Origin of the sequence: Novosphingobium sp. AP12, assembly GCF_000281975.1 — a bacterium.
In the GTDB taxonomy this organism is placed as follows: Bacteria; Pseudomonadota; Alphaproteobacteria; order Sphingomonadales; family Sphingomonadaceae; genus Novosphingobium.
The window spans coordinates 1-12,363 of sequence record NZ_AKKE01000065.1; the positions used below are offsets into that span (position 1 = coordinate 1).

A 12,363-nucleotide genomic window follows, 5' to 3' on the forward strand; every position below is an offset into this window, starting at 1 on the left:
AGGCGCCCCCCTACTCGATTGTCCCGACTAAACGTCAGCGGCTGCGCGCGAGACGTTCGTAAGCCGCTTCCAGCGGGCGCGGGTCCACCCAGTCGGCCAGGGCGAAATCACGCTCCAGGAAGCCGAACAGGCCCAGCGCCTTCTTCTGCTGGTCGAACAGCGCCAGCCGGTCGGCGTCGAGCGTCGGGTGCAGCGTCTTGTGGAAGTCGGCGCCGTAGGCCTGCGTCACCGCTTCCACGCTGCCGCGCGTCTCGGCCTGCAGGACTTCGTGGACGCGCTCGACGTTCTGCGCGGCCCAGTCGGCGGCGCGCAGGGTGGCTTCGAGGAAGCGCACGAGATAGTCGAAATGGTCGTCGATCAGGCTTTGGTGCACGGTGATCGGACGCGGCGTGCCGTTGTTCACGCGCGAAGCCTTGTCGGGCAGAGCATCGAGGTTGATGCCAACGACGACACCCGCTTCACGCGCGCCGTCGAGCGCCGAGGCGCCCTTGACGTAGACCGCGTCCACTTCGCCAGCTGCCAGCGCATCGATCGCCCAGAGCTTGTTGAGGGTGCCGCGACCCGGCTGGCTGTCGCGTCCGGCGCCGCCGATGTTGCGGATGGTGCCGTCCACCTCGACCACATCGACGTCGTCGAAGGTCAGGCCTCCCGCATGCAGCGCGCCCTTGTAGCCGAGCAGCGACATGCCGCGGCTGATGCTGGTGCCGCGGATGTGGCTGGGAATCTCATGGTCGGACCAGTTCGGCAGGGCGAGGCGCTTGCCCTTGAGGTGAGCAGGCTCGGTGATGCCGGAATCGGGCCGCACCAGGATCGCCTGGGCTTCCTCGATCCAGGTCAGGCCGACCAGCTTGGTGGGCTCGCCCTGTGCGCGCGCCGCGATGGCGAGCATGTTGCCGCCCTCGCGGATCAACGTCGGCAGGCGGTGGTCGTAGTGGTGCAGCGCATTCTCCGGCGTCGATTCCTGGAGCGTGCGCACCGGCACGCCGTCGGCGGCGAACTCCTCGTCCAGCCAGCCCAGCTTGTAGGCGAGGCCGGTGGCGGTGGGGACCGGGCAGCGGGTGAACCAGATTTCGCTCGGGGCAGTCGATGCCACGGGGGCGGTTTGGGTAGCCATGCGGGAAATCCTTTCGATCAGACGGCGAGGTTGGCCGGCACGCGGGCGTGCTGGTTGACGGGACGGTCGAGGCCGAGATTCTCGCGCAGGGTCCGGCCTTCGTATTCGGTGCGGAAGATGCCGCGCTTCTGGAGTTCGGGAACGACGAGATCGACGAAGTCCTCGAGGAAGCCGGGGTTGAGCGGCGGGATCAGGTTGAACCCGTCGACCACGCCTTGCGTGAACCAGTCCTCGATCTGGTCGGCGACCTGCGTAGGCGTGCCGATGGCGATGCGGTGGCCGCGCACGACGTTGTAGCGCAGCACCAACTGGCGCAGCGTGAGGTTCTCGCGCTTGCCGAGGCGGACGATCTGCTCCCAGCGGCCCTTGCCGTTCTCGGGCACCGGGTAATCGTCGGGGATTGGCTGGTCGAGCGAGAGATGGCTGACGTCCTCGCCGATCAGCTCGATCGGGCCGGTGAGGTCGACCTTCTGCTGCAGCGACTCGAACTTCTCGCGCGCTTCGGATTCGGTCGCGCCGATCGAGAACGAGAGGCCCGGCGTGACCTTGAGCTGGTCGCGCGCGCGGCGATAGGCTGGCAGGCGCGCCTTCACATCTTCGTAGTAGTCGCGCGCGTCCTCGACGAACTGCGCGGCGGCGTAGATCATCTCGGCATGCTGCGCAGCAAAGTCGCGGCCCGTCTCGGAATTGCCAGCCTGGACGAAGACCGGATAGCCCTGGACCGGGCGGGCCACGTCGAGGATGGCTTCCGAATGGAAGTGCTTGCCCTTGTGCGAGACGGGGTGGACGCTGGCGGCGTCGAGGTAGTGGCCCGCCGCCTTGTCCGGGTGGTCGAAGGCGCCGTCGTCCCAGCTGTCCCACAGCGCCTTGGCGAGGGTGATGAACTCGGCGGCGCGCTCGTAGCGGCCGGCGTGGTCCAGTGCGTTATCGACACCGAAGGTTCGGATCGAGCCCGGCGAAAGCGATGACACCACGTTCCAGCCCACGCGCCCGCCGCTCAGATGGTCGATGGAGGCCATCTGCCGAGCCAGCGTGTAGGGGTTGGCGGAATTGGTGTTGACCGTGGCGATCAGGCCGATGTTCCTGGTGGTGACGGCGAGCGCGGAGATCAGGCTGAGCGGCTCGAACCCGCCGCCGGCGGGCCGGCGCTCGATCCCGCGCACGTCGTCCGCGCCCATGCCGACGAAGTCGGCGAAGAATACCGAGTCCAGCTTGCCCCGCTCCGCCACCCGCGCGAGGCGCAGCCAGTAGGCGAAGTCGGGGTCGCCGCCGCCCGGCGATCCCGGCAGGCGCCAGGATCCCGGGTGGTGCCCGTGCCGCGTCAGGAAGACGCCTAGGACGAGCTGCCGCTTGCGCTCGCCGTGTTCGTCCGCGCCCGGCATCAGAAGCTCACCGAAACCGCGCCGCCCCAGACGCGGGGCTCGATGATGTACTTGATGAAGCCGAAGTTCGCGGAAGGGATGATCGTCGAGGCGGCGTGGCTGTTGGTCACGTTGCGCGCGAAGACCGAGAACTTGATGTCGTTGGGCAGCTTGTACGAAAGCGAGGCATTGCCCAGCCACTTCGGGTCCTGCTCCAGCGGGGCGGCCTGGGTGCCGGCGTTGAAGTAGAGGTGCGAGCGGTAGGACCAGTTGGTTTCCGCAACGATCTCGCTGCCGTTGCCGAGGGCGAAAGTATATTCGCCGCTGGCGCTGGCGGTGACGTGCGGCGCGCGGACGAACTGGTTGCCCGAGCAGTCGACGCCGGCCTTGCAGTTCGGGAACTCGGTGTACTTGGTATCGAGCAGGCCGAGCGTGCCCCAGAGGCGCAGCGCATCGACCGGGCGAGCCGTGACCACCGCTTCCACGCCCTTCGACCAGCCCTTGCCCGCGTTCGACAGCTGGCTGAGCGGAAGCTGAATCACCGTGACCTGGATGTTGTCGTAGTCGTTGTAGAAGGCGGCGAGGTTGGCGGTCAGGCGACCGTCGAACCATTCGGACTTCACGCCGACCTCGTAGCTCCTGACGTACTCCGGGTTCACCGTCGCGACCTGGGTCTGCAAAGTCGCGCCGGTGTTGAACCCGCCCGAACGGAAGCCCTTGGCGTAGCGGGCGTAGACGTTGAGGTCGGGCGTTATGTTGTACTTGGCGGTCGCGTCATAGGTGAACGCGCGCCAGTTGCGCTTCTCGTCCTGCGCGGCGCGCGTGGCGATGCCGGTGCCGGTCACCGAGTTGCGTGACCAGAACGAGACGGTGTCGAGGTAGGTGAGCGTGCCGGTGCCGCCGGTCGCGGTGCCGATCGTGTTCAGGTCGATCGCCTTGTCTTCCCAGGTGTAGCGACCGCCCAGGATGATCTCGAGATTGTCGATCGGCTCGTAGGTGACGTTGGCGAAGAGGCCGTAGCTGTTGTTGGTCTGGACGAACTGGGTGTTCGTCCAGCTCGGACGCAGGCCCACGGTGTTGGGGAGCAGGGCGGTGACCGCCTCGGAGTCCAGCTTCTCGTAATAGTAATGCGCGCCCAAGATCCACTTCAGGCGGCCTTCGTCGGGAGACGCGAGGCGCAGTTCCTGGTTGAACGCCTTGGCGTCGAGGCTGCTGTAGGTGTGCGTGCCCTCGTGGTTGACCTGGGTGCCCAGTTCCGAGCGGTGCTTGAACTCGTTGTAGGCGGTGATCGAGGTCAGGTGCAGGTCGCCCACGTCCCAGTCGAGGTTGAGCTGCACGCCGCGCTGGCGCAGGTCCTGGCCGCTGTTGCCGAAGGAATAGTTGTCCTTGTAGCTCGTCGGGATCGGGAAGCCGGCAGGGTCCTTCGTGCCGAGGCCCTGGTAGATGATGTCGCCGGTGTTCTTGTAGTCGCGGTACTGCACGCGCAGCAGCGCCTCGAAAGTGTCGGTGGGCTTGGCGAGGACTGAGAAGCGGGCTGCGGCCTCGCGGTTCTTGCCCATTGCGGTGCCGTCGTGCTGGTTGGTGGCGAAGCCGTCGTCGTCGCGGAAGTGGCCGGCGAAGCGAACGGCCACCTTGTCGCTGATCGGGCCGCCCCAAGCGCCCTCGAGCAGGGCGGTGCCGTAGCTGCCGTACTCGGCGCGGGCGTAGCCGCTGGCGTCGAAGGCGGGCTTGCGCGAGATGAAGTTGACCGCACCCGCCGTGGTGTTCTTGCCCCAGAGCGTGCCCTGCGGACCGCTGAGCACTTCGACGCGCTCGAGGTCGAAGATCGGGAAGGCCTGCGCCACGGGGATGCCGACGTAGACTTCGTCCTGGTAGACGCCTACCGGGCTGGTCTGGCCATTGCCGGGGACCGAGTTGCCGATGCCGCGCAGATACCAGCGCGGCGTCAGGTTGCCGACCGAGGTGTCGGCGCTGAAGTTGGGGACGAAGCGCGAGATGTCGCTGGCGCGCGTGACCAGGCGGTCGCGCAGATTGTCGCCGCCCAGTGCGACGACCGAGGCGGGCACGTCCTGCACACTCTGGGTACGCTTCTGCGCGGTGACGAGAATGACGTCGCTGCCGCCGCTCTCGGCGTCGGCGGCACTGTCGTCGGCCGGCGCTTCGGCGTGGGCCTGTCCGGCGAACGATAAGGCGAGCGCCATGGCGCTTGCCGCGCCCAGGTGGCGAATGCTGAGAAAACGATGGGGCGCCCTGAATGCCATGACTTGCTCTGTCCTCGATTGGGAGATTTGACGACGAGCGGAACCTCGGGGAACTCCGGGCAACGCTCTTCGCCAATTGCAAGAGCAAGCGGTGTGCCAATGTCGAAAAATCTAGGAATCAAAGTTAGTTAGGTGCGCATGGTGGATGGGCCTGTACAGATCGATGCAGCGGCTGCGCGGATCTGGATCGGCGTTTGCGCCATTGGGCGCAGCGATCAGATCAGGCCGTAATTCTTGAGATGAGTGCGCAGCACGCTGCGGGTGACGCCCAGGGCGGTGGCGGTGCGGATCTGGTTGCCCTCGTAGCGCGAGAAGGCGATGCGCACGACGTTCTCGATGGTGCGATCGAGCAGCGATCCCTGCTTCTCCTCGAGGAAGCGGGCGACCAGCGGCGTCAGCCGGTCTTCCATGACGGCGTCGCCCTGGAGTGCGGACGCCGGCACGGCGGGCGTCTCGGGTACGCTCGCCGCCGCCACCGGTGCGGGCTGGCGCGCATCCATCGCGTGGAGGGCAAGGTCGGCGTCGGTGATCTGGCCGTCGATGCAGGTCAGCGTCGCGCGGACGATCGCGTTTTCCAGCTCGCGGATGTTGCCCGGCCAGGCATGGGCGAACAGCGCCTCTTCCGCCCCGGCGGTGAGTTCGAGCCGGCCCGCACCCATCTTCGCGCCGTTCAGTTCGAGGAAGTGCCGCGCGAGCGGGAGGATGTCGGCCCGGCGTTCGCGCAAGGGCAGGATCGGCAGCGAGACGACGTTGAGACGGTAGAACAGGTCCTCGCGGAAGCGCCCTTCGGCGACAGCGCGGGCGAGGTCGACGTTGGTCGCCGCGATCAGGCGGACGTCGAGCGGGATGGCCTTGCGCGAGCCGAGGCGCACGACTTCACGCTCCTGGAGTATGCGCAGCAGCTTGACCTGTAGGCCGTGAGGCAGGTCGCCGACTTCGTCGAGGAACAGGGTGCCGCCGTTCGCCGCCTCGAACCAGCCGGGGCGGGCGTCCATGGCGCCGGTGAAGGCACCGCGCTCGTGGCCGAAGAGTTCGGACTCGATCAGCGTCTCGGAAAAGGCGCCGCAGTTGACCGCGATGAACGGACCGTCCCGGCGATGGCTGAGTGCGTGGACGTAACGGGCTACCAGTTCCTTGCCGGTGCCGGTCTCGCCGGCGACGAGGACCGTCGCATCGCTGGGAGCGGTGCGCTCGATCAGTGGCACCATGGCGCGTGAGCGGGGGTCGGAGAACACGAAGGCGCGCGCCCGGATCGCCGGGATCGTGGGATTGCTGGGGTCGAGCGACAGGATCGTCCTGTTCGCAGGGTGCGCCGCGGGCGTCGCCGTTCGTTCTCTCGCTATCGCCATGGTTCGTGCCTTCCGTTCCCAACACTATGCCAGACTCATTGTCTATTGGAATAGTAGAGAATCTAGGGCGTCGGCAAGCGTTTCCTTTGCCGACGCCCTTTGGAAGGCGTCAATATCGGTCGGTGACGGGCAGGAGACCCTCCTGCAGTGCGGTGTCGAACAGCTTGCTCATCTTCCACTGCTGGCGCAGCACGCCGGGTCCGAAATCGCGCGAGCCGCCTATGGCCTCGGCGCGGATCGCGATGTCGGCGCCTTCCTCGAGCAGCAGGATGAACTCCGCAAGGTCGCGCAGGCCCTTCCAGCCCCAGACCGTCGCGCCGCCGTTGGCCTCAAGGATCGCGGGGGTGCGGGGGCTGGTCTTCAGGGTCTCGAGGATGAAGGCGTCCTCGTCCTGGCGGCGGTCGATGTAGATGGGAATTTCGCGCGCCAGCTGGAAGCGCTGCACGGGCACGTAGGTAAACGGCAAGCTGCGGTGGGTCTGCGACCATGCGCCCAGGTTCGGGGTGTGCACATGGCTGAGCGAGGTGATGTCGGGATGTTCCTTGAAAATCGACAGGAAGCGCAGGGCGCCGAACCCCTTGCCCTGATGCACCTTGCCGTCGAGGTCGAAGATGTCGGCGGTCAGCGGCTTGTCGCGCTCGAACGGGCCGGGGTAGTTCACCGAGACGAGGAAATCCTCGCCCGGCACGCGCTCGATGAAGCCGACGGTGCCGTTGGCGGTGATCGTGCCGGTGTCGCGGAAGGCGGCGAAGGCGTTGGCGGCCTCGGCGATGGTCTGCTCGGCAAAAGCAGCGACGGCAGCGGGGATGGTATCGGTCATGGGTGGGGCTCCTTAAGCGTGGATCAGGCGGCGCGGTCGATGGCGCGCAGGGCAAGGGCGGCGGCGAGCGGGCGGGCATCGACCCAGGCGTCGATGTCGACCGCCGTTTCGAGGAAGCCGTGGAGGCGCAGGAACTGCTCCTGCAGCCGCAGCATGTCGATGCGCTCGGGCGAGAGGTCGGGATGCAGCGCGCGGTGGAAGCCGTCGCGGTAGGCGGCCGCGACGCCCGCCGGGCCGGAGAAGGTCTCGCGCTCGAGGATGTGGCCCAGTTCGACGGGATGGCCAGCGGCCCAGTCGGCGGCGCGCAGCGTCTGGTGCAGGAAGCGGACCACCACGTCGAAGTGCTCTTCGATCATGCGGCGGTGGGTGACGATCGGGCGCGGCGTCCCATTGTTCACGCGGGTCATCCGGCTGGGATAGGCGTCTAGGTCGATGCCGACCTCGAGGCCGAGCTGCTGCGCGGCCTCGGCGGCGGCGGCGCCCTTGACGTAGACCGCGTCCACCCGGCCCTCGGCGAGCGCCTGGAGGCCCGACCACATGCGCTGCATCATCTGTGGTTCGGAGAAGTCCACCTGCGGGGTCGGCACGTCGACGAACTGCACGTCCTCGAGGCTCAGCCCGCCGAGACGCAGCGCGCTCTTGATGCCGTGCAGCGACATGCCGCGCACCACCGAGGCCCCGCGCGTCGAGACATAGCCAGGCAGGGCGAAGCGCAGGCTGGCGAGACCCTCGGGCTCGAACACGTTCTGGCCGGGACGGACCATGATCGCCTGACGTTCGTCGATCCAGGTCAGGCCTATGACGCGGGTTTCCGCCCCCAGTGCCCGCGCCGCCAGCGCCGGGATGTTGCCGCCTTCGCGGAACAGGCTGCGCGCCATGTCGCCCGCGTCCTGCTCGACCACGCGCAGCCGGTCCTCGCGCAGCCAGCTCACCCCGATGTTGTCGCGACCGAATTCCTGATCCAGCCAGCCGAGCGACCAAGCGATGTTGGACGCGGCGGGCACAGGGGAGCGCACCAGCCAGATCCGTTCCAGTTCCCCGTCCCCCGTCAATGGCATCGCGGTCGCATCTTTCGTTGTTCGACCGGTCTCGTAGCAAAGCCCGTGCCAGCGGGGCTCGTGTGCGGGCCAACGCATTTTCCGCCGGGCCGGTTGTGCAGATCGCGACCGCGGGTGCGCAGAATTGAGCAGGGCGCGGGCCAACGCTCTTCACGCCGCGGCGGCGCTCGTGGGTTTGCGCCGCGTGGCATGGTCCATGCTTTGAAAGCCCCGCGTTTTTCTCGATCGAAGGAAGCCACCGATGGCACTCAGCTTCTTCTGGAACCTCTTGACGACGTCGCCGGCGGATCGCCGGCGCGCCGAATGGGGCGATGGCGACCGCGCCTGGGCCCCCGCCCGCGACGCCGCCAGCCGTCGCCTCCAGATCAACCACTACGACTACCTCACGCAGGTTGCCCGCGTCGCCGAACTGACCGGCTTCGATGGCCTGGTCATTCCGGACGAGCCGGACGGCGAGGAGCCCTGGATCGTGACCGGGACGCTGCTGCGCGAGACGCGGCGGCTGGAACTCGTCACCGCCGTCGCGCCGGGCTCCGCCTCGGGGGTCTACCATGCCAAGATGGCGTCGAGCGTGCAGCGCTTCTCGGGTGACCGGCAGGGCTGGCTGATCGATGGCGTGCGCGGTCTGTCGGCCGGCGATCCGGTCGTGCCGCAGGACAGCCCCGTCCGTACCGGTGAACTGCTGACGCTGCTGGAGGGCCTGTGGGGAGACGGCCCGTTCGACCAGGATGGGGAGCATTTCATCGTCGAGAAGGGCGGCCTCGGTGGACTGGTGAAGGGACGGCGCCGTCCGCCGGTGTGGCTGCGGCAGTCGGAGGCGCCCGGCGCGGACCTGCTTGCCCACGCCGAAGTGCTGCTGCTCGACGAGGCGAGGCCGGTCGATGCGCTGGCAGATCTCATAGCCGATGCGCGCCGGGCAAACCCCTCGCTGCGTATCGCCGCCTTGCTGCCGTTGCTCACCCGCGCCGAGGAGCGCGATGTGGCGGCGGAGACGGCATACCTCGCCCCGTCGCCGTCCACGCTAGTCGGCACTTACGACACGGTGACTGAGAACCTGCGCGGGTTCGCCGCCGCCGGGCTCGACATCGCCGTGCTGTCCGCGCCCGATCAGGTCCGCGAGGTCCATATCGCGGGCGAGCAGATCATCGGCCGCTTCCGCGCCGTCGCCAACGCAGCCTGAGGGAGGCCCGAACCATGAGCATCGACTTCTACTGGCGCATCCCGACCCACGGGTGCAGCAGCTCCATCCGCGAACGCAGCTTCAACCGGGGCGACTGGTCGCCGCTCGCGCCGGGCAACCAGGCGCCGGGCCTCGCCAATGGCGAGCCGGACGGCACCAGCTACCTCGACCACATGGCCGAGATCGCCCGCGCGGCGGAAATCTCGGGCTTCGTGGGCGGGTTGTTGCCCTCGTTCCCGATGACCGACGATCCCTGGGTCATCTCGGCGGCGCTGGCGCGGGCGACTAAGGCGTTCCGCTTCATGATCGCGTTCCAGCCGGGCTTCCTCGATCCCGTGCGCGCGGCGCGCATGTCGGCGAGCCTGCAGCGCGCCACCAACGGGCGCGTGGTCTACAACATCATCACCGGCGGCGGCGGACCCTCGCAGCGCTGGTGGGGCGATCCATTCCACCACGACGACCGCTACGGACGCACCACCGAGTTCCTCGACGTGATGAAGGGCGTCTGGAAAGACGGCCCCTACACGCACAAGGGTCGTTTCTACGAGGTCGAGAACGCCGCGCTGCCCCCGGCGCTGGCCAGCGAGGACCTACCGACGGTGTACTTCTCCGGCTCGTCCGAGGCGGCGTTGCAGTCAGCGGCGCGCCATGCGGACTACTACCTGTCGTGGCTGGAACCCTTCGCGCAGCTCGCGCAGAAGTTCGAGCAGGTGAAAACCCGAACCGCCGAGATCGGGCGCGGCATCAAGTGCGCCATCCGCGTAGAGGTCGTCGCCCGTCGCACCGAGGAGGAAGCCTGGCGCGAGATCGAGCTGGGCTTCGTCAACGTCAAGGCCGAGAGTCGTGAGGCGTTCGGCGGCCGCACCGGCGATTCCGTGGGCGTGCGGCGCCTGTCCGGGCTCGGCGTGGCGGACGCGCGGGACTACCGCGACCTCATCGTCTCGCCCAACGTCTGGGGCGGCTTCAGCCTGCTGCGTCCCGGCCCGGCGCTGGGCATCGTCGGCAGCTACGAGAACGTCGCGGCGCGGCTGGACGAGCTGATCGGGCTCGGTGCGGATTCGTTCATCCTCGCCGCCACCCCGCATCTGGAAGAGGCCTACCGGGTGGGCGAGGAAGTGCTGCCGCTGCTGGGGCACTCGGCGGTGCAGCGGCTGGAAGCGGCGGAGTAAGGCTTGGCGTTTTCCCGGACTTGATCCGGGAAGACGAAGAAAAACCCGGCGGGCCCGATCTGGTCCCGCCGGGTTTTTTCGTCGGCCGAAGCTCTCGGGCGCTACTTCGCCTCGGTCCACCAGCCTTCGAGCTTGAGGTCGCGGATCGCCTGGTCGACGTACTTGCGCTCGATCAGCTTCGAGACGTCCACCTTGGTGCGCGTCAGCCCGGTCCGCGAGGCATAGTCCGACACGAAGTCGAAGTGATCCTGGATCGCCGGGTAGGGCAGCGGCGAATAGCGCTCGCGCCAGGGCAGGGGGTTGTTGTCCGAATCCTTGATGACCGCGTCGAGCGGGGTGCCGCCAAGCGTGCCCCACGACAGCACGGTGGCGCGGTTCTTCTCGTCGCTGGACCAGCGGGCCTGCCGCACGAAGGCGTTCACGACAATCTGCACCACGTCGGGATGGGCGTCGAGGAAGGCCTTGCGGGCGAAGGTGCCAGCCATCATCTTCCAGCTCTCCGGCGCATCGGCCGTGGACCACAGGATGCGGGCGAGGCCCTTTTCCTGAAGGACGTAGGCTTCGGCCTGGATCAGCACGATCGCGTCGACCTTGCCGCTGGTGAGGGCGGCCTGCCCGGCGACGGCGTTGACGTTGATGATCTTGAAGTCGCCCAGCGTCATGCCCTGCGACTGGACGTAGCGTGCAAAGCCCGCTTCCCACGGCCGGCCGCGATGGAGCGCGATGCGCTTGCCCTTGAGATCGCGCAGCGTGCGTGCGGTGGACCCGTCTCCGACCGCCAGGTAGATGTTCGAGCCCGTCCGGCTCGGCACGACGAGGCGCAGGTCGACGCCTCCGGCCATTGCGATGACCGAGGGCAGGTCGCCATAGGCCGCCATGTCGATGGTCCTGGCTGCAAAGCCCTCGTTCACCACCGGGCCGCCGACCGATGCCGGGACCGGCACCCAGCGGGCCTTCCAGCCCTTCTTGGCCAGTTCGGCATCGAGCCAGCCGTCCTGCTGGATCTGGTTGAGACCACCGATGAACTCGTTCTTCCCGTCCTTGGGCGAGACGATGCCGGCGATGTCGACCACCTTCTCGTCCGGTTCTCCGCTGCCGGTGGAGCAGGCGGCCGCCAGGGCGAACAGGGGAAGCAGCAGGGCCAGGACCTTGCGACCGTGAATCATGATGTGAATGCTCCGAAAAAGGAGGGGATCAGCCGCGGGGGCGTCCGGGGAAAGTGACCAGCGTGCCATCGTCCTCGCGCGGTTCGCGGGTGAGTTCGGCGAGAATTTCGTCCTTGAGGCGGTGCAGCAACGGCGAGGCGCGGTCGCGCGGGTGCGGCAGGTCGACATCGACGATGCGGGCGATGCGGCCCGGTCGCGGCGACATCACCACGACGCGGTCCCCGAGGAACAGCGCCTCGTCGACGTCGTGCGTGACCATGATCATCGTCGTGCCCGCCTCCATCCAGATGCGCTGGAGTTCGGCCTGCACCTTGACGCGGGTCAGCGCGTCGAGCGCGCCGAGCGGTTCGTCGAGCGCCAGCACCTTGGGCTCGTTCGCCAGCGCGCGGGCGATCGCGGCGCGCTGCGCCATGCCGCCCGAAAGCTGGTGCGGATAGGCATCGCCGAAGTCCGACAGGCCGACGAGCGCGAGGTGTTCGGAGATCACGCGCTCGCGTCGGTCGCGCGGCAGCTTCTGGTTGAGCAGCGCGACCTCGACGTTCTTGGCGACCGTCATCCATGGGAACAGGCGGTGGTCCTGGAAGACGAGGCCGCGTTCGAGCCCGGTGCCGGCGACGCGGGTATCGTCGAGCCGGATTTCGCCGTCGTAGTCGGTGTCGAGGCCGACGATCAGGCGCAGCAGCGTGGACTTGCCGCAGCCCGAGGGTCCGACGATGCTGACGAACTCGCCGGGGCGGATCGACAGGTTGATGTCGTCGAGCACGGTCATCGCCTTGCCACCCATGGCATAGCGCTTGGACAGGCCCGAGATGCGCACGGCGCCGGTCCGGCGCGCGGCCTTGTCGGTGGCGGGACCGCGAAGGGGTCGATGGTCGGTCATGAAGG

General features: G+C 67.9%; 10 protein-coding genes. 2 read left to right on the plus strand and 8 right to left on the minus strand.

Translation table 11 applies throughout. The features are described 5' to 3' along the window. Positions 1–34: 34 nt before the first annotated feature. The 6 genes from PMI02_RS11430 to PMI02_RS11455 form a co-directional block, all read right to left on the minus strand. Positions 35–1,114 (minus strand): ABC transporter substrate-binding protein, encoded by a 1,080-nt coding sequence (locus PMI02_RS11430; RefSeq protein ID WP_007682709.1) that lies wholly within the window; start codon positions 1,112–1,114, stop codon positions 35–37. Positions 1,115–1,131: 17 nt separating this feature from the next. After that, positions 1,132–2,496 carry an LLM class flavin-dependent oxidoreductase gene (locus tag PMI02_RS11435; RefSeq protein WP_007682711.1) on the minus strand — a complete coding sequence of 455 codons (1,365 nt, stop codon included), beginning with the start codon at positions 2,494–2,496 and terminating at the stop codon, positions 1,132–1,134. Beyond that, positions 2,496–4,676: a TonB-dependent receptor gene (locus PMI02_RS11440; protein ID WP_036503501.1), complete on the minus strand. Its 2,181-nt coding sequence runs from the start codon at positions 4,674–4,676 to the stop codon at positions 2,496–2,498. Before PMI02_RS11440 ends, PMI02_RS11435 begins: the two co-directional genes overlap by 1 nt. Positions 4,677–4,951: 275 nt before the next feature. Next, positions 4,952–6,085 (minus strand): sigma-54-dependent Fis family transcriptional regulator, encoded by a 1,134-nt coding sequence (locus PMI02_RS28175; RefSeq protein WP_007682715.1) that lies wholly within the window; start codon positions 6,083–6,085, stop codon positions 4,952–4,954. Positions 6,086–6,194: 109 nt separating this feature from the next. Further along, positions 6,195–6,905, minus strand: coding sequence for a class II aldolase/adducin family protein (locus PMI02_RS11450; protein ID WP_007682718.1), 711 nt, complete (start codon positions 6,903–6,905; stop codon positions 6,195–6,197). Positions 6,906–6,928: 23 nt separating this feature from the next. Then, positions 6,929–7,963 carry an ABC transporter substrate-binding protein gene (locus tag PMI02_RS11455; protein ID WP_007682720.1) on the minus strand — a complete coding sequence of 345 codons (1,035 nt, stop codon included), beginning with the start codon at positions 7,961–7,963 and terminating at the stop codon, positions 6,929–6,931. Positions 7,964–8,204: 241 nt separating this feature from the next. On the opposite strand from PMI02_RS11455, the gene PMI02_RS11460 reads away from it, so the two are divergent. Together PMI02_RS11460 and PMI02_RS11465 are read left to right on the plus strand one after the other, a co-directional pair. Beyond that, positions 8,205–9,143, plus strand: a complete 939-nt coding sequence (locus PMI02_RS11460; RefSeq protein ID WP_007682723.1) for an LLM class flavin-dependent oxidoreductase — start codon at positions 8,205–8,207, stop codon at positions 9,141–9,143. Between the two features lie 14 nt (positions 9,144–9,157). Then, positions 9,158–10,312 (plus strand): LLM class flavin-dependent oxidoreductase, encoded by a 1,155-nt coding sequence (locus PMI02_RS11465; RefSeq protein WP_007682724.1) that lies wholly within the window; start codon positions 9,158–9,160, stop codon positions 10,310–10,312. Positions 10,313–10,413: 101 nt separating this feature from the next. Here the strand turns inward: PMI02_RS11465 and PMI02_RS11470 are convergent, their stop codons facing one another. Together PMI02_RS11470 and PMI02_RS11475 are read right to left on the minus strand one after the other, a co-directional pair. Further along, positions 10,414–11,478 carry an ABC transporter substrate-binding protein gene (locus PMI02_RS11470; RefSeq protein WP_007682727.1) on the minus strand — a complete coding sequence of 355 codons (1,065 nt, stop codon included), beginning with the start codon at positions 11,476–11,478 and terminating at the stop codon, positions 10,414–10,416. Positions 11,479–11,506: 28 nt separating this feature from the next. Continuing rightward, positions 11,507–12,358, minus strand: coding sequence for an ABC transporter ATP-binding protein (locus tag PMI02_RS11475; RefSeq protein WP_007682729.1), 852 nt, complete (start codon positions 12,356–12,358; stop codon positions 11,507–11,509). Positions 12,359–12,363: the final 5 nt, after the last annotated feature.